This is a genomic window from Acidaminococcus sp. BV3L6 (assembly GCF_000468835.1).
In the GTDB taxonomy this organism is placed as follows: domain Bacteria; phylum Bacillota; class Negativicutes; order Acidaminococcales; family Acidaminococcaceae; genus Acidaminococcus; species Acidaminococcus intestini.
The window spans coordinates 19,920-36,795 of record NZ_AWUR01000025.1; the positions used below are offsets into that span (position 1 = coordinate 19,920).

A 16,876-nucleotide genomic window follows, 5' to 3' on the forward strand; every position below is an offset into this window, starting at 1 on the left:
CCACATAGCCCTGGATTCATGATATAATGACGCCCATAAGGTCCTTGGACCACTCAACCAGAAAGAAAAGGAAGATGATGAGATGCATTCCATTGCAGAAATAAAAGCCGCCCTTTCTCATATGCCTGCTAAGGAGGATCTTGCTGTCTGGCGCAGGGATGAACGGAAAGGGGTCCAGCGCCTCCTTGCGTCCTATGATAAACGGTGTGCCCGCATGGCGGCGGAAAAGGAGCGCCTTGCTGCCCTTATGGAACCGGAACGGATCTTTTGGGAACAAGGATTTGTCCATGTCGCTGGAACCGATGAGGCGGGTCGAGGGCCGTTAGCAGGCCCCTTGGTAACAGCTGCCGTTATCCTGCCCCATGAAATTGACCTGCCGGGACTCAATGATTCCAAGAAAGTCCCTCCGAAACGCCGAGAGGCACTTTATGACGAAATCTTGCAGCAGGCACTTGCCGTGACGGTTCGCATCCTAGGGCCGCAGGAAATTGACACGCTTAATATCTATCAGGCGGCAAAACAATCCATGCAGATGTGTCTGACTCATCTTTCAGCAGCCCCGGATGCAGCACTGACCGATGCTATGCCACTTTCCCTGGTCGGTATTCCCGTGAAGGATCTTGTTCATGGTGATGCCCGCAGTGCGGCGATTGCGGCCGCTTCCATCATTGCGAAGGTGACCCGTGACCGTATCATGGTGGAACTCGATCAGACCTATCCGGGATATGGCTTTTCTTCGAATAAAGGCTATGGGTCAAAGGCCCATTTGGATGCCCTTGCGGCCTTGGGTGTAACGCCGTGGCACCGTAGGACCTATGAACCCATCAAGGGACTTGCCAGCCGGCTCGCCTTACCGCCTGCCATCAGCGAAGACAAGCTCCTGAAGCTCAAATAGCGCGATGCACGAACGGACTCGTTTCGGCCGCTGGGGGGAGCGGGCAGCCGCGGCCTATCTCCGGCATCAAGGGTATATCATTGAGGCCCAAAACTACAGTTCCAGTCATGGGGAACTTGATCTTGTGGCCCGCAAGGGGCATCTGCTTGTCTTTGTTGAAGTCAAGAGCCGCCGAACTGACCTTTATGGCAGACCCCGCGATGCCGTTACGGAGGAAAAAGCCGCTCGCATCAGGGAAACCGCCTATGAGTATCTGCAGGACCATAAACGCCCCGGCGACCGGATCCGCTATGACGTCATTGAAATCATGATGCTCTTTGGCCATTTTCAGCTCAATCATTTAAAAAACTATTTGTAACCGGGAACAAAGGCGGGACCTGTTGACTGTTTTTAGGCAGCTTGTCCCAAAGAAGGAGTGACGATATTGTACGCACGGACATGGGGAGAAACGACTTGCGGCATCAATGGCGAAATGATTGTTGTTGAGGTTGATGTGGCCAATGGAAAGTTTAATTTTGAAATTGTGGGACTGGCTGATACAGCTGTCAAGGAATCCCGGGAGCGTGTCCGCAGTGCCATCAAGAATTCAAGCTGCAAGTTTCCCGATCAGCATATTACGGTCAACCTTGCTCCTGCCGATCTAAAAAAAGACGGATCCGGTCTCGATCTGCCCATTGCCATAGGTATCCTGGCTGCCCAGGCAAGATTGGAACTGCCTAAGGATGATGCCCCTGTCTTTGTAGGTGAATTCGCCCTTGATGGGTCCCTGCGGCCGGTGAGCGGTATTCTGCCCATGATTTTACGAGCACGGGACGAAGGGCGGGGAAGCATCTTTATTCCCGCAGGCAATGCCGAGGAAGGGGAACTCGTAGATGGCATCAATGTTTTTACGGCCCATCATTTAAGTGAGATTGTCCGTCATCTCAAAGGGGAAGCGGCACTTTTGCCGTTAAAAAAATGCCTGCGGTTTTCTGAAGAGGAAATTCCGACAACTGTCGATTTTTCCGATGTCCAAGGACAGGTCGTGGCCAAAAGGGCCCTCGAAATCGCAGCCGCCGGCGGACATAATATCCTTATGGTAGGCGCGCCTGGCGCAGGTAAGACTATGCTGGCACGGCGTCTTCCGACCATTCTGCCGCCTATGACTGAGGAAGAAGCCCTTGAGGTTACAAAAATCTATAGTATTGCTGGTCTCCTCAGTCATCGCCATGGCATTGTCATGGAACGACCCTTTCGCAGTCCTCATCATACGGTTTCAAACAGTGCCCTTATAGGCGGCGGCAGTATCCCCAAACCGGGGGAAGTGACCTTAAGTCATCATGGGGTACTCTTTCTTGATGAACTGCCGGAATTTACTCGCAGTTCCCTGGAGGTTCTCCGGCAGCCGCTGGAGGACCGGATTGTTACCATCAGCCGCGTTCAGGCAACACTGACTTTCCCTGCTGATTTCATCTTGGTAGCAGCCCAGAATCCCTGCCCCTGCGGCTTTTGGGGAGAAGAGGACGGCATCCATCAGTGTACTTGCCGGCCCGGGGATATCCAGCGTTACCAGAAAAAGATCAGCGGGCCTCTCTTGGACCGCATTGACATCCAGATCCACGTGCCCCGTCTGCAGTACAAGGAAATGAAGGGGACCCGCCCAACGGAAAGTTCAGCCGCTATCAGAAAGCGCGTGGTTGCCGCCCGGGCGCGGCAGCAGGAACGGCTCCGAGGGACCCATAAGTTCTGCAATGCCAGTATGGGTCGTAGGGAAGTGAAGGCTTTTTGTCCCCTTACGGAGGGCGCTGAAAAGATGCTGGAATCCTATTTTACGGCGTTGGGGCTCAGTGCAAGAAGCCACGACCGAATCATCAAGGTCGCCCGAACCATTGCTGACTTGGATGAAGCCGAAAAAATAGATGAATCCCATTTGGGGGAAGCCATTCAGCTGCGGACCAGCATTCAGTCTTGAGGAAGGAATTGCATGATGCTTCTGACCCTTTTTTATATTCTTGCAGGACTTTGCACGGGAAGCTTCCTCGCACTTTGCGCGGACCGGCTTCCGCGTGGGGAAAGCCTCTTTTTTCCAGCTTCTCATTGTGATGCCTGCGGTCATCGGCTGGGCTTTTTTGATTTAATCCCGCTGTGGAGCTATCTTCGCCTCGGCGGCCGCTGCCGCTACTGTCTAGCGCCGCTTAAAAAGGATCTCTTATGGTGGGAAGTCGGGATGGGGGGCTCTTTTGCCCTCCTTGGAAGGGGCACTGCTCCATCTCCTTTGCTTTTTCTTACTTTTTATCTCTTTTCTTTTCTTGTTCTCATTTCGGTCATGGATGGGAAGGAAAAATTTGTCTATGATGCATCCCTCCTCTTTTTGATTGGCGGGGCTCTATTCCATCTTTTGTTCGGTGCATCCTTCTTTCGTATGGTGGGAGGCAGCTTGTTTTTGGGACTTCCGCTGTGGATGATTTATGGCTTATCCCGCGGCCGCATGGGTTTTGGTGATGTAACCCTCGCTTTTTCCCTCGGCCTTTTTCTTGATGGGGAGCGCAGTCTCCTGACCCTTTTTCTTGCCTCTCTCTTAGGCATTGCTTTTTCCGCCCTGATGATGGCCTTGGGCCGCCGTAAGTGGCGAGATCCTCTGCCATTTGCTCCATTTTTGTGCACGGCTGCCTTTTTTCTTTTCGTGCGTCCTGATGTGGCCCGTCTTTATTTCCAGCTCTTTTTGTTCTAATCCCTTTCCACTACGCCCTGTTGTAAGGAGACGTTCCCATGCATGCCATTTTGCTTTACTTTCTTAATCTGTTTCGTCCCTATCCGCAAAAGATGACGGTTCTCTTCCTTCAAAAGGAAGCTCTTTGTCTTGCGGCGTTCGCAAAGGGAAGAAGCGGAACCTATGAAATCCAGCGTTATGCAGCGGCTGCTTTGCCCCCTCCATTATCTGGAAAGAAACGCTGGGATGATCCGGGTGCCATGGCGGCGCTTATTCGGGAAATCTGTCAGCACAAAGGCATTCCTTTGAAGGCCCTTGCTATTGTCCTTTCCCATGGGGATGGGTTCCTCTCTCAGTTGGAACTCCCGGAACTGCCGGAAAAGGAGTGGAAGGATGCCGTATTATGGGAGGCTCTCCAGTATGTCCCGTATGAAGAAGGAACCTTCGGACCAGTCCTTGAAGTCATGGGGAAAAAAGGATCGCCTCTTTCCGCCCTCATCGCCGCGGCGCCTCTTGTGGAACTGGAGTTTTTTGAATGTCTTGCAGACATGCTTTCCTGCTGCTTGGTAAAAATTGAACCAATGGCACTGTCCCTGGGGCGGCTCCTTCCTGAGACGGAACGCGGGACGGCCCTTGTTCTTTCCCGAGAAGGGACGGGTGGAACCTTGACTGCCTATGAAAAAGGACTCCCCATAGCGAGTGAAACCTGGGACACCTTGCCATCTGCCAAAGTCTATGGACCCTATTATGAAAAGGAAAAGGCTGCTGGCCTTTCCCCGGAAGAAGAGGCTCAGCGCTGGAAATCCCAAGTCAAGCATCTCACCTCTTATTTGGATGAAGCCATGGAGCTTTCCTTTACGGATCTTTTCGTATGGGGAGAAAAGGAAGCTGAGGACGCCTTCCTTTCCACCCTTGCTGAAGTGACGTCCCTTGCCGTACACAATTTCCCAAGCTCCGGTTTTGGCATGGCTGCAGAGCGTTTTGAACAGGCGCACTGGAAGCTTGACCGACAGAAGATCCTACCCCTTCTAGGAGCCGCACAGAAAGGAAGTCCCCCTTATTATCTTGATCTGCAAGCCGGACGTGATAAGGAAAAGTGGCTTCCTCGTCGTTTTATAGAGCCTTTGACAAGGGCCCTTGCTGCTATGACTTGCGTTTTGGCCGTTTTTCTTTTTTCGTCTCATCTTTACCTTGTCCATGAAAAAAAGCAGCTTCTCGAGCAAAAGCGGGCGATTTCCCTTTGGAAAGACCGGCTTTTTCAGCATCGGAGGACGGAACAAAGCATCCATACTTTGACAGAACTTCTTTCAGAGGCGGAAAAACGGACGCTGTCTTGGCACACTCTTTTGACGGAACTGGGCACAAGCCTTCCCAGTGAATGTGTTCTTGAAAGCGTGGAGGACCGCCGCTCATCCAAAGGTGCCATCCTTGAAATCAGGGGAAAGACAAGAAAGCGGCAGCCTCTGTTTATTTGGACGAAGGATCTTTCCCGTTTGCCTGCGGTCAAAAAAGTGACGCTGGGAGATATGGAAGGCAAAGATAGCCAGGATAAGACAGGTAAGGCCCTTGATTTTACTGTCTTGATCCATTTGGAGAAAGGAAGGACCCATGATGGAACGGACTGAGTCCTGCTTTTTTGTGAAGCAAAGCCTTCCCAAAGGTCTTATGGGAGCCTTCCTGCTTTTTTGCGTGACCTTTCTTATGTTTCTTTTTGTGGAGGGCGCATTCTTTTATCCCCGTTATGGATTTCTGCAGCAGCTTCGTAAAGAGAATCAGGAGGTCTTGTTTTTTTATCGTCATTATGACGCGGAAAGGGAAAATCGTCTTTATGGTCAGCTTGCGGCCTTGGAAAAAGAGGTCCCTCCTGAGCGTTCTACTTCCCAAATCCTTCAGGCACTGACTCAATGGGGGGAGGCAAGCGGCTGTCGCCTGCTTTTTCTTCGTTCGGGTCCTGTAAAGGAAAAAAATGGCGTCATGGCACAGACTGTCGAGCTTTCTTTAGAAGGAAGCTATTTTGAAATCTTGGTTTTTTTTGAACTCTTTGAGCAAAAAGGACAAGGCATGCACGCGGAGGAAACCCTCTTGAAACGGAGCGAAAAAGGGAATAAGTTGATACTTCAAACTAAAATTGTTCACTTTGCAACGGAAATTGTAACGATATAGAATCATTTCCCTAACGATTGACCAAAATCCCAAATGATGAGATAATAAACAATAGAGCGCTATGCCCTATAAATATTCGTTATATAATGAGTTCCATGTAAGATGGATTGGGCACGGAAAGGCCCACATCGAGGGGAGGATTTATTCTATGTCAATCAGCTGTGTAGCACCGCATGCACAAGGGAAATCAGCAAAGGACCGTATTTTTGGTGCCAGCGAAGCGGCCCAGAATCGGATCAAGGAAATTGGCGCAGATAAGGTCACAAATTCCACGATTGGCGTGATGCTGGATAATGATGGCAATTTTGTTGTACTGCCGACGGTTGCCAAAGTCTATCATAGTTTGTCCGATGCGGAACTGTTTAGATACGCACCTATTACAGGACTCCCGGAATTCCTGGATCTTGTCCAGGGTGCCTGTTTTGGCCAGTCCCGTCCGGATGGCTGCTACACGGCTGCAGTTGCAACCGCTGGCGGCAGCGGTGCCGTCCATCACTGCATCTGGAACTACACGATGCCTGGTGATACGGTGCTTACAAGCGCTTGGTATTGGGGCCCTTACAAGACCATGTGCCGCGATATGAACCGCAATTTTGACACCTATCCCATGGTGACAGAAGACCACCGGTTCAATTTGGAAGGACTTCGGGAAAAAGTACAGGAGCTTCTCAAGAAACAGGACCGTGTCCTTGTCATCATCAACACGCCGGCCCATAATCCGACAGGATTCAGCCTGACGCCGGAAGATGTTGAAAATGTGCTTCACATGTTGGAAGATTCCATCAAGGGAACAAATAAAAAGGCTGTCCTTGCCCTTGATGTAGCCTATATTGACTATGCCGGTGAAAGGGAAGAGGTCCGCAAGATCTTCAAGAAGCTCAGCCATTTGCCAGAAAATATTTTTGTCTTGATCTGCTACAGCCTTTCCAAGAGCTTTTCCATGTATGGACAGCGCAGCGGCGCCCTCATCGGTGTTTCTTCCAGCAAGGATCAGATCCAGGAATTCGTGGACGTCAATAAGTTTACGAGCCGCAGCACCTGGTCCAACTGCAACCGCGGTGCCATGGATACGCTTGCCACCATCTACAAGGACAAAAAGCTTCTGGATGATATCCAGAAAGAACGGAACCATTACTATAAGATGATTCAGGAACGGGGCGATGTCTTCACGAGGGAAGCCCAGGAATGCGGCCTCAAGATGATGCCTTATATTTCCGGCTTCTTCCTGTCCATCCCGGCAAAGGATTCGGAGGCAGTCTGCAATAAGCTCCATGAAGACAATATCTTCTGTGTGCCGCTTGCAGCTGGTGTCCGTGTTGGACTTTGCTGTACACCGCTCAGTAAAATCTACGGTATGGCCAAGAAAATCAAGAAAGCCATGGATGCCGTTGGTGAATAAGGTCGTCAAAGGGGTGTTGCGTGAGGCAGCACCCCTTTTTCCTTAACGCGATAACTTTAGAAGGAGCTGATTCGATGCAATTCGTTGGACCCGATGGAAAACAAAGAAATTATCAAGAAGGTACACCATTAGTGGACATTGCTCCTGACTATCAGGCAGCGTATGATACTCCTATTGCCTTGGGAGTCCTGAATGGACGGGAAGTTCCCTTGCAAATGATTCCTCAGGAAGGGGATCGAATTTGTTTCCTTGATATGAACAGTGTGGAGAGTTATAATACGTACATCAGCACTTTTTTGTTTGTCCTTATTGCTGCCATGAACCGAGCTCGTCCGCAGGTTATGCTGGAAGTGCAGAATACGTTTGGCAATGCACTTTATTGCGACATCAAGAATAAGATTGTCCTCAGCGATTACGACTTGGCCGATGTGGCTGCCGAGATGAAAGCTATGATCCAGGAAAAGACCCCCATCACGCTTTCCTTTAAGAAAAAGCAGGAAGCCTGGTCCTATGTAAAACCTCGTTTTTATTGTGATCAGGCGCCGCTTCTGTCTGCCTTGCCGGATGATGTGGAGATTCCAGTTTATGAACTGGACGGAGTGAGTGCCTATTTCGTGAACCCCCTTTTGCCTCATTTGGGCTATCTTAAGGAATTTGAACTGATCCGAATGGGGTCAGGAATCCTCCTGCGTTATGGAAAAAGGGGACACTATGACCGCCTTGAACCATTTGCTCGCCGGGATAAATTGGCCGCGGTCTATGCCGATTCTGAAAAGATGGGGCAGCGTCTGCATTGTCCGACGGTTGCTGCCCTGAACCAGTTCATCAAACGGGGCAACAGCCGGGAAATCATCCTGGCCTGTGAAGCACAGCATGAAAAAAAGATTGCCCAGATTGCAGATGCCATTGCCAGTGAGGAGCGGGGGGTTCGGTTAGTCCTCATTGCTGGTCCATCCTCATCGGGAAAAACAACTTTTTCCCAGCGTCTGGCCGTTCAGCTGCGCGTCAATGGCATGCGACCCATCCCGATTTCCATGGATAACTATTTCAAGGAACGCAAGGATACGCCGCGTCTTCCTGATGGAAGTTATGATTTTGAATCCTTGGGTGCCCTTGATACGGATCTTTTCAACGAGCAGCTTCACGAGCTTCTTCAAGGAAAAACTGTAACCATTCCTCATTTCAGCTTTCACACGGGGACCCGGAGCTACCGGGACCAAAAGGAACAGTTGGGAGATGACGGTGTCCTTATTGTAGAAGGAATCCATGGTCTCAACGAAGCGGTCTCGTCATCCGTACCGCGCCGGGAAAAGATGAAGATCTACATCAGTGCCCTGACGCCCCTTTCCTTTGATGACTACAACCGGATTCCCACAACGGATATGCGTCTCTTGCGCCGGATGGTGCGGGATTCACTCTTCCGGTCCCACGATGCTATCACAACAATCCAAAATTGGCATAAGGTGAGGGACGGAGAGGAAAAATATATTTTTCCTTTCAGTGAAGAAGCCGACATCCTCTTTAATACGACCCTTATCTACGAACTGGCAGTCTTCAAGAAGTATGCTTACCCCTTATTGGAACGGATCCAGCCAGATACAGCAGAGTACACGGTGGCATCCAAACTGAAAAGTATGCTGAGTATCGTTGAACCGATTGATGATGAGCCCATTCCCAACAACTCCATCATTCGCGAGTTCATCGGCCATTCTGTATTTGGAGATTTATTGTAAAGGAGAAGGCTCATGTATATTTCTGAACGCACAAAAAAAATCCCCACTTCCCCCATTCGTAAGCTGGCACCAATGGCCAATGCAGCAGAGAAGGCAGGACGCAAGATCTACCATTTGAATATTGGTCAGCCTGATATTGCAACGCCGGACAGCTTCTTTGACGCCGTGAAAAAGTTCCATCCGGCTGTGCTTGAATATGGTAAGTCCCAGGGACAGGAAGGCCTGATCAAGGCTATCCAGATGTATTACCATGACTGGGGGATGGACTACAATCTAGATGACATCTATGTAACCAATGGCGGCAGCGAAGCCATTGCCTTTGCCGTCATGACGACCTGCGATCCTGGCGACAACATCCTTATGTTTGAACCTTTTTATGCCAACTATAAGAGCTTTGTCGGTGCTTATAATGTTGAAATCAGCGGCGTTCCCACGTCAGCACACGATGGGTACCACCTGCCCAGTGAAGCCGAGATCGAAAAGCACATCAATTCCCGGACGCGGGCCATTCTGATTTCAAACCCAGGAAACCCGACGGGCGTCATTTATACGGAACAGGAAATGGCTCTTATCAGCCGCATCGTCCGCAAACATGACCTTGCCCTTATTGCCGATGAAGTTTATCGTGAATTTGTCTATGATGGCGAATATAAGAGCTTTGGCACCATGCCGGAACTGGCAGAGCACCTTATCATGATCGATTCTGTTTCTAAACGCTACAGTGCGTGTGGGGCCCGGATTGGCTGCGTGATGACCAAGAACAAGGAACTCAGTGCCCAGCTCCTTAAATGCTGCCAGGCACGTCTTTCTGTTTCCCAATTGGATCAGGCCGGGGCAACGGGGCTTTATACGACACCGGCTTCTTATTGGGAAGAGGTGCGCAATGAATATACGCGCCGCCGCGATACCCTGAAGGAAGCCCTCTCTGCTATGCCTGGCGTCATTTCGTCCGAACCGAAAGGGGCTTTTTATGTCATGGTCAAATTGCCTGTTGACAACATCGAAAAGTTTGCCCAATGGCTCCTCACCGATTTTGCCATCGATAATGAAACGGTCATGATTACGCCAGGAAATGGCTTCTATGTATCTTCTCCGGACCGGGGCCGCGACGAATGCCGCATTGCTTACGTCCTCAACTGTGAAGACCTCAAAAAAGCCATGCATATCCTTGCCGAAGGCTTGAAACAGTATCCAGGACGGACTCTGTAAGGCGCATCTGCGTGCCGCAGCATGGCGGGAGCTATGAACACAACCTAAAAAGGCCGTTGTAATAAGGTGGCGGGAAAGAACGCATGATTCTTTTCCGTCCACCCTTTTCAATGGCTGCCGCCGGTACTATATGGAAAAAGGCTAATGGCAAGAGATCGTTTCCTTAAAATCAAGACTTTTGATCATAAAAATACGGAAGAAAGGGGGATTTCTCCACTTTCTTCCGTTTTTTATATAGGGCTGTTTTCATTCCTAAGGGGTACGTGAAATTACGAGCGGCAGATTCCATCCAGCCAATCAAACAGTTCTGACAGGTCATAATCTCCTGCATGACCTTTTCCCCAAGCTACTTCAAAATTAACGTCCTTGCCGCGTTTTTGAAGCAGTAAGGCAAGTTCAGCAGGAATGGCAAGAGCAGTATCCCGATCGAGGCTGCCATGACGGATCCGCCAGTGCGGTGCCGCTTTTCCTTCCTTTTCCTGAAGGAAGGAAACGGGGTTGATCAGGCGTGCTTCCTTATCTGGTACCATGGAGCGAAGGTCCGTGCGATGGTCCATGGAAAAACGGGTGAAGTGGCGCGGCGTGCCGTCCGACGTGCCAAATTCATCATTTTCGGGAGCGGAACTATCCAGTTTATCGAAGGCCGGTGCTGCTTTAAGTCTCGTTGCAAGAAGGGCATAAAGGGATAGATCCATATCAACGACTTTTCCATCGCTTACTTGAATCCAATCCGTTTTTGACACGTTGACGCCTTGGTCCAGTGCCTTTTGGGCCGACGCCATATAAAGATCTTTGATATAGTCTTTAAAAGAACCGTTTCCTTCGGCGTCAAGCAAGAGCTTTCCATAGTCCTTGGTTTCAAGTCCCAGCGCGTTGACATAGGCTGGATAGGCGGCTTTCAGTTCTTTGGAAATAGCTTGTTCCGTTTCTGTCATGGAATGCTCGGTCAGGCTTTCCTGCAGCGCATGAAGGGGACGGTCACTGGGTGCTGCCTGAGTGGGCCCCTGCTGCTGAAAGTAGGTGTTGACGCCGCTGAAGATCCACTCATAGGCCATGTCGGCATGGGATAGATCCGTTATGGGACAATAGACGCTCGCCGCAAAAATATCATCCCGTTCCTTGGCTGCGCCAATTTCTTTGAGATAAGGCTCATAGGCATCGCTATTTCCCGTCGCGCCCAATAGGGCAGAAAGCGCTCCCCCTGCGCTGGTTCCATTTGCAATGATCCGCTGGGTATCGCCCGCGGGCAGGCGGTCCCTGTTATGCCGCAAATAGCGGACCGCGGCTTTGTAGTCCACGATGAGTGCCGGCGCCTTTCCTACATACGTGTTTTCACTATTTGTAGTAGTGCGGCCCCGTATGGCGGGAGCTGCAACTACATAACCGCGAGATAGGGCATAAAGGACGGCGTTTGGACCGGTTCCTTCGCGATTTGTCTCACTAGGAGCCTGGATTTTGCCAGGCATATAGCCGCCCACCCCGTTTGGCATGAAAATGGGGGCTGTTTTTGCACTGTAGCCATTGATGCGGCCGCCTTCCAGATAGGCGGCAGGAATGTAGAGGGTCAGGCTCTCTGATTCAGCCGCCTTGGGATGGCTGACATAGACTCGGTTTTCGTAGGCATAGAATGGAACGGCTTTGCCATTTACCGTGAGGGTTTCCTTGCGGTCTGGTTTAGGGATAAAAGTAAGATCATAGCGCTGATTTTTCGCGTCAGGCCGCTTTTGCGCGGTAAGGACTGTAGGCATTATTTGTTCGGAACAGATAGCTTCCTTTGCGGCAGCCACGCTGGCAGTCCCAATAAGAAGGCTCAAGCCTCCTAAGAGAACGGCTTTTTTTGATATCATCAAGGTCACTCCTTTTTGCGTATGGATTAAAGCGCAGTTTTTTATCCGTTCCTATTGTAGAAGGGAATGTAGGGGTTGTCAAAGGACGGAAGCAGCGTCCTTTTGCAATGAAAAAGAAGAATGGCAGGGGACCCTCCGTTGCCTGACTCTTGGTCTTTAGTATATAATGAAGAACATGAAATTTTGATGAATAGGAAGGGAGAGACCCCCATGCCAAGTAGTTTTGCTCAATTTGCGATTGCGCCTTCTCTTGTTGAACGACTCCATCAGACTGGAAAGGATATTCCGACGCCTGTGCAGGAACGCGCCATCCCCGCCCTTTTGCAGGGACGGGACGTCATTTGCCGCGCCCAGACGGGGGTGGGGAAGACCCTTTCCTTTGTCGTGCCTCTTTTTACAAAAATTACGGAAGTAAAGACCTTCGTCCAGGCCCTCATTCTTTCCCCGACAAGGGAGCTGGCCCAGCAGACGGCAGGTGAAATCAAGAAGCTTGCTGACGGCACGCCAGTCCGCGTCCTTGCCGTGAGCGGCGGCAAGGACTATGACGAAGAACGGCGGAAACTGGGCAATAAGGCCAACGTCCTTGTGGGGACGCCAGGTCGCCTCTTGGACCACTTGCGCAAGGGCAACACGAGCCTTGGCGGCATAACTTACCTTGTCCTTGACGAAGTGGACGAAATGCTGCGCCAAGGCTTTGGCGAGGATATTGAAACCTTGCTGTCCCTTATGCCCCAGCCCCATCAGACCATGATGTGCTCGGCAACCCTTGATGAAGAAGTGCGGAAACTTGGCAAGATGATCACCAAGAATCCCCGCCTCATTGACATCGATCCCAAGGAAGCGACGGCATCGACCATCCACCAGGTCTGCATCAAAGTAAGTGAGGACCATAAGGAAGAAGCCCTCCAAACCATCATTGATCGCTGCAATCCCTTCCTCATGCTCGTTTTCTGCAAGAGCAAGGAACGAGCTATCGAGGTCTACGACTGGCTCTATGGCAAAGGCTTCAATGCCGATGTCCTTCACGGCGATATGTCCCAGCAGAAACGGCGCCAAGCTATGGAACGCTTCCGTAAGGCCAAGACCCAGATCCTTGTGGCAAGCGATATTGCCGCCCGCGGTCTTGATGTGGAAGGCGTGACCCAGGTCGTGAACTTTGATATTCCCCATGACCCTGATTGGTACGTCCATCGCATTGGCAGAACGGGACGGGCCGGCAACGAAGGGGAGGCCATCACCTTTTATACAGCTGATGAGACTCGCTGGCTGACCCATCTTGAAGATAAGCTCGGCATCACCTTGGAGCGGCAGAACCTTGCCGGTGAAAAGGTGCGGCGGACCGTAAAGCCCGTGCGCCCCAAGAAAAAGCGGCTCCCTAAACGCGGCAAGAGTGCCGTCGGGTCCAACAAACGGGGAACAAAATACGCCGAAGCTTCGCGCAAACAGAAGAAGTGACGGCTTATGCACGGTCAAAAAATCCCCGCATGGAGGGAGAAACGTGCTATAATGAAGATTATATGTTTTCAGATTTAGATAAGAGGTGCTTCCATGGATAAAGAAGTTCGCGTACGATTTGCCCCGAGTCCAACGGGATATTTGCATATTGGCGGTGCCAGAACGGCCCTTTTCAACTGGCTTTTTGCGAGAAGCCAAGGCGGCAAGCTGGTCCTTCGTATTGAAGATACGGATCAGGACCGCTTGAAGGAAGATTCCGTCTCCCAGATCATTACGAGCTTGAAGTGGCTGGGGCTTAGTTGGGATGAAGGCCCTGAGGTGGGCGGCCCTGTCGGTCCGTACTTCCAGTCCGAACGGTTTGATATCTACCGCAAATATTGCCAGCAGCTTATTGATGAAGGAAAGGCCTACTACTGCTTCTGCTCGGCCGAAGACTTAGCGGAGCAGCGTGAAAAGCAGCGTGCCTTGAAACAGCCCTTCCACTATGCTAGGACCTGCCGCGACATTCCGCCAGAAGAGGCCAAGAAGCGTGTCGAAAATGGCGAATCCTATTCGGTCCGCATCAAGGTGCCTCTCGAAGGAACGATTGGCTTCCATGATATGATCCATGGCGATATCCAGTTTGATGTGAACCAATACGATGATTTTGTCATCATGAAGAGCAGCGGTATCCCAACCTATAACTTTGCCGTTGTCGTTGATGATCATCTCATGGGCATGACCCATGTCCTGCGCGCCGAAGAACATGTCTCCAACACGCCGAAACAGCTCTTTATCTATCAGGCACTGGGCTGGGAAGCCCCTCAATTCGGTCATATGCCCATGATCCTTGCACCGGATCGGAGCAAACTCAGTAAACGCCACGGAGCAACGAGCGTTGAGGAATTCCGCAGCCAAGGTTATCTTCCAGAAGCTATCATAAACTATCTGACCCTTTTGGGCTGGGCGCCTGGCAATGACGAAGAAATCTTCTCTCTCGAAGATACGGTGAAGGTCTTTGACTTCAGCAAGATGAGCCAGAAAGCAGCTGTCTATGACGTGAAGAAACTGACCTGGATGAACGGTCAGTATCTTTCCAGCCTGCCTCTTGACCGCATCGTTGAAGCTGCCATTCCTTTCTTCAAGGAAAAGGGCCTTGTCGATGATGCCTATCTTGCAGCCCATAAGGATTATTTTGCTCACCTTGTCGATGTGGTTCGCGTCCGTGTCAAGACCCTTGCCGAAGTGGCCGATGCGTCGACGTATTTCTTTAAGGACCTCGACGGCTACGAAGAAAAGGGCGTCGAAAAGCATTTCAAACCGGGAAACGCATCCCTTCTTAGGAAATGCCACGACAAGCTGGCCGCTCTTCCTGTCTTTGACCTTGCGACGACGGAACAGGCCTACCATGAAATTGCGGATGAAATGGGTATTTCCTTTGGAAAGGTCATTCATCCGACGCGTCTTGCCCTGACGGGCCGCACCTTCAGCCCGGGCATGTTCGATGTCATGGTTCTTCTTGGTCGTGAAAAGACCTTGGAACGCTTGGAAAAGGCCATCGCCTTCATTGAAAATAAATAGGAGCACCCGTGGAAACCATCCTTACCATTGATATTGGCGGTACAGCCATTAAGTTTGGGGTTGCAGATGAAACAGGCAGGTTTCTCCAAAAGGGGAGCCTGCCTACCCGTATTCGGGAAAAAGGGGTGGACGCCTTCCTCGCAGATCTCCTTTCCCTTGTGCGGCGCGTCAGAAATGCATTCCCCATTACTGGGATTGCCGTTTCCCTTGCAGGCGTTGTAAACGGCGATACGGGAGAACTGCTCCTTCCAAGCCAGTTTTTTCCCGGCCTTCACCGCATGAACCTTGTGGATTTCCTTGAAAAGGAAACAGGCCTTCCTGCTCTTTGTGAAAATGACGTCAACTGCGCGGCCCTTGCTGAATACTGGCAAGGCGCTGGCAAAGGAGCTCATATGCTGCTGTGCATGACTCTCGGAACGGGGATTGGCGGTGCTTTGGTCCATGAAGGCAGGCTTTACCGCGGCGCGTCCTACGCGGCTGGTGAAGTGGGGCAGGCCTATTTGGGGTCTTCTGAGACGTGGGAGAACTGGGCCAGCGTTTCAGCTCTTCTCACGGCGGCGGAGATAAAGCGGGGCCTTACGCTCGGATCCCTTACGGGGCAGGAATTTTTTGCCTTTGTGGAAAAAGGGGAGGAGATGGAGACACATCTCCTGCGCGAATGGGTGGACCGCTGGATGGTGGGCATCGTGTCCCTGGCGTGGATCGTAAATCCGGACCGTATCGTTATTGGCGGCGGAATCTCGGCCCAAAGGAAGCTCCTCATGCCCTATCTCAAGGCGGCCTTTGACGCCAAGATGCCGGCCATTTTAACGCCTCATACGACCCTTTCCCTGGCCCAATTCCAAAACGACGCGGGCATGCTGGGCGCCCTCTATCTCTACCAGCAGCGCCGCCAGGAAGGGAAAAAATGATTTGACATTTTAAAGGATAGTCACTATAATATTAGGGTATCACTTTGAGATTGTGTCGTTAGCCCCGATGCGATTGATAAGACTCATCACTGGATACGACAATTGATTGAGTTTTTATTTAGGAGGAATCAGGATGAAAACATATATGGCAACCCCGTCTACCATTGAACGCAAATGGTACGTAGTGGATGCTGCCGATAAGACCCTCGGCCGTCTTGCTGCCGAAGTCGCAAAGGTGCTCCGCGGTAAACATAAACCAACTTTCACGCCCCATATGGACACGGGGGATCATGTCATCATCATCAATGCTGACAAGGTCCGTCTGACGGGCAAGAAACTGGTTCAGAAAGTTTACTTCCGTCACTCCGGTTATCTGGGCGGCGATAAATATACTAAAGCAGGCGATATGCTTGCCAAGAATCCGGTCAGAATGGTTGAATTGGCCGTTCGCGGAATGGTTCCCCACAATCGTCTGGGCAGCCAAATCATTAAAAAACTGCATGTATACGCTGGTTCTGAACATCCTCATGCTGCACAAAAGCCTGAAGTTCTGACCATCGATATTCGCTAAGAGGAGAGGAGAACTAGACAATGGCAAAAGTTACTTATGATGCAACTGGCAGCCGCAAGAGCTCTGTCGCTCGTGTTCGCCTTGTTCCGGGCGAAGGCAAGATCGTAATCAACGGCCGCGAATTGAGTGAATATTTCAGCCTCAAGACCCTCGAACTGGTTGTTCGTCAACCGCTCGAAACGACTGAAACCCTGGGTAAATATGATGTTACGGCTAACGTCGTCGGCGGCGGTATCGCTGGCCAGGCTGGCGCTGTCCGTCACGGTATTGCCCGTGCCCTTCTGAAAGTTGACGGAGATTACCGTCCCCTTCTGAAAAAAGCTGGTCTCCTGACCCGTGACCCGCGCGAGAAGGAACGTCGTAAATACGGCTTGAAGAAAGCTCGTAAGGCTTCCCAGTTCTCCAAGAGATAAAGAGCCTTACAAACCATTGCAAGTTTATGCA

At 51.0% G+C, this 16,876-nt stretch carries 15 protein-coding genes; 14 read left to right on the forward strand and 1 reads right to left on the reverse strand.

Annotated elements, in window-relative coordinates; genetic code table 11:
* The first annotated feature begins 82 nt into the window (after positions 1-82).
* The 9 genes from HMPREF1246_RS05080 (at position 83) to HMPREF1246_RS05120 (ending at position 10,088) form a co-directional block, all read left to right on the forward strand.
* Positions 83-895, forward strand: coding sequence for a ribonuclease HII (locus HMPREF1246_RS05080; protein WP_009015571.1), 813 nt, complete (start codon positions 83-85; stop codon positions 893-895).
* Positions 896-899: 4 nt separating this feature from the next.
* A complete protein-coding gene (locus HMPREF1246_RS05085) occupies positions 900-1,253 on the forward strand; it encodes a YraN family protein (RefSeq protein WP_009015570.1) in 354 nt (117 codons plus the stop codon).
* 66 nt (positions 1,254-1,319) lie between these two features.
* Entirely contained in the window at positions 1,320-2,846 is a 1,527-nt protein-coding gene (locus HMPREF1246_RS05090; protein ID WP_021736893.1) for a YifB family Mg chelatase-like AAA ATPase, read from the forward strand.
* Positions 2,847-2,858: 12 nt separating this feature from the next.
* Positions 2,859-3,605 (forward strand): A24 family peptidase, encoded by a 747-nt coding sequence (locus tag HMPREF1246_RS05095; RefSeq protein WP_009015568.1) that lies wholly within the window; start codon positions 2,859-2,861, stop codon positions 3,603-3,605.
* A 38-nt stretch (positions 3,606-3,643) separates the two neighbouring features.
* On the forward strand, positions 3,644-5,209 hold the full coding sequence (locus tag HMPREF1246_RS05100) for a hypothetical protein (RefSeq protein ID WP_021736892.1): 1,566 nt from the start codon (positions 3,644-3,646) through the stop codon (positions 5,207-5,209).
* A gap of 220 nt (positions 5,210-5,429) precedes the next feature.
* Positions 5,430-5,747, forward strand: coding sequence for a hypothetical protein (locus tag HMPREF1246_RS10820; RefSeq protein ID WP_231368240.1), 318 nt, complete (start codon positions 5,430-5,432; stop codon positions 5,745-5,747).
* Between the two features lie 148 nt (positions 5,748-5,895).
* Positions 5,896-7,146, forward strand: coding sequence for a pyridoxal phosphate-dependent aminotransferase (locus HMPREF1246_RS05110; protein ID WP_021736899.1), 1,251 nt, complete (start codon positions 5,896-5,898; stop codon positions 7,144-7,146).
* A gap of 74 nt (positions 7,147-7,220) precedes the next feature.
* Positions 7,221-8,879, forward strand: coding sequence for a nucleoside kinase (locus tag HMPREF1246_RS05115; protein ID WP_035224374.1), 1,659 nt, complete (start codon positions 7,221-7,223; stop codon positions 8,877-8,879).
* Positions 8,880-8,891: 12 nt separating this feature from the next.
* A complete protein-coding gene (locus HMPREF1246_RS05120; protein WP_021736897.1) occupies positions 8,892-10,088 on the forward strand; it encodes a pyridoxal phosphate-dependent aminotransferase in 1,197 nt (398 codons plus the stop codon).
* A 269-nt stretch (positions 10,089-10,357) separates the two neighbouring features.
* On the opposite strand, the gene HMPREF1246_RS05125 is transcribed toward HMPREF1246_RS05120, so the two are convergent.
* On the reverse strand, positions 10,358-11,935 hold the full coding sequence (locus tag HMPREF1246_RS05125; RefSeq protein WP_021736900.1) for a subtype B tannase: 1,578 nt from the start codon (positions 11,933-11,935) through the stop codon (positions 10,358-10,360).
* A 210-nt stretch (positions 11,936-12,145) separates the two neighbouring features.
* On the opposite strand from HMPREF1246_RS05125, the gene HMPREF1246_RS05130 reads away from it, so the two are divergent.
* The 5 genes from HMPREF1246_RS05130 to rpsI all read left to right on the forward strand — a co-directional run bounded on the left by HMPREF1246_RS05130 (position 12,146) and on the right by rpsI (position 16,845).
* Complete coding sequence (locus tag HMPREF1246_RS05130) at positions 12,146-13,390, forward strand: DEAD/DEAH box helicase (protein ID WP_014128138.1); 1,245 nt, start codon at positions 12,146-12,148, stop codon at positions 13,388-13,390.
* Positions 13,391-13,483: 93 nt separating this feature from the next.
* A complete protein-coding gene (gltX, locus tag HMPREF1246_RS05135) occupies positions 13,484-14,950 on the forward strand; it encodes a glutamate--tRNA ligase (protein WP_009015560.1) in 1,467 nt (488 codons plus the stop codon).
* 8 nt (positions 14,951-14,958) lie between these two features.
* Positions 14,959-15,861 carry an ROK family protein gene (locus HMPREF1246_RS05140; RefSeq protein WP_021736913.1) on the forward strand — a complete coding sequence of 301 codons (903 nt, stop codon included), beginning with the start codon at positions 14,959-14,961 and terminating at the stop codon, positions 15,859-15,861.
* Between the two features lie 133 nt (positions 15,862-15,994).
* Positions 15,995-16,432 (forward strand): 50S ribosomal protein L13, encoded by a 438-nt coding sequence (gene rplM / locus HMPREF1246_RS05145; protein ID WP_009015558.1) that lies wholly within the window; start codon positions 15,995-15,997, stop codon positions 16,430-16,432.
* Positions 16,433-16,452: 20 nt separating this feature from the next.
* Positions 16,453-16,845: a 30S ribosomal protein S9 gene (gene rpsI, locus HMPREF1246_RS05150; RefSeq protein ID WP_009015557.1), complete on the forward strand. Its 393-nt coding sequence runs from the start codon at positions 16,453-16,455 to the stop codon at positions 16,843-16,845.
* Positions 16,846-16,876: the final 31 nt, after the last annotated feature.

Bases quoted from the DNA above. Each gene is read 5' to 3' on its own strand.
- HMPREF1246_RS05120 (WP_021736897.1), top strand. From the start codon at position 8,892: ATGTATATTTCTGAACGCACAAAAAAAATCCCCACTTCCCCCATTCGT.
- HMPREF1246_RS05100 (WP_021736892.1), top strand. From the start codon at position 3,644: ATGCATGCCATTTTGCTTTACTTTCTTAATCTGTTTCGTCCCTATCCG.
- HMPREF1246_RS05125 (WP_021736900.1), bottom strand. From the start codon at position 11,935: ATGATATCAAAAAAAGCCGTTCTCTTAGGAGGCTTGAGCCTTCTTATT.
- HMPREF1246_RS05115 (WP_035224374.1), top strand. From the start codon at position 7,221: ATGCAATTCGTTGGACCCGATGGAAAACAAAGAAATTATCAAGAAGGT.
- gltX (WP_009015560.1), top strand. From the start codon at position 13,484: ATGGATAAAGAAGTTCGCGTACGATTTGCCCCGAGTCCAACGGGATAT.
- HMPREF1246_RS05085 (WP_009015570.1), top strand. From the start codon at position 900: ATGCACGAACGGACTCGTTTCGGCCGCTGGGGGGAGCGGGCAGCCGCG.
- HMPREF1246_RS05080 (WP_009015571.1), top strand. From the start codon at position 83: ATGCATTCCATTGCAGAAATAAAAGCCGCCCTTTCTCATATGCCTGCT.
- rpsI (WP_009015557.1), top strand. From the start codon at position 16,453: ATGGCAAAAGTTACTTATGATGCAACTGGCAGCCGCAAGAGCTCTGTC.
- HMPREF1246_RS05110 (WP_021736899.1), top strand. From the start codon at position 5,896: ATGTCAATCAGCTGTGTAGCACCGCATGCACAAGGGAAATCAGCAAAG.
- rplM (WP_009015558.1), top strand. From the start codon at position 15,995: ATGAAAACATATATGGCAACCCCGTCTACCATTGAACGCAAATGGTAC.
- HMPREF1246_RS05095 (WP_009015568.1), top strand. From the start codon at position 2,859: ATGATGCTTCTGACCCTTTTTTATATTCTTGCAGGACTTTGCACGGGA.
- HMPREF1246_RS05130 (WP_014128138.1), top strand. From the start codon at position 12,146: ATGCCAAGTAGTTTTGCTCAATTTGCGATTGCGCCTTCTCTTGTTGAA.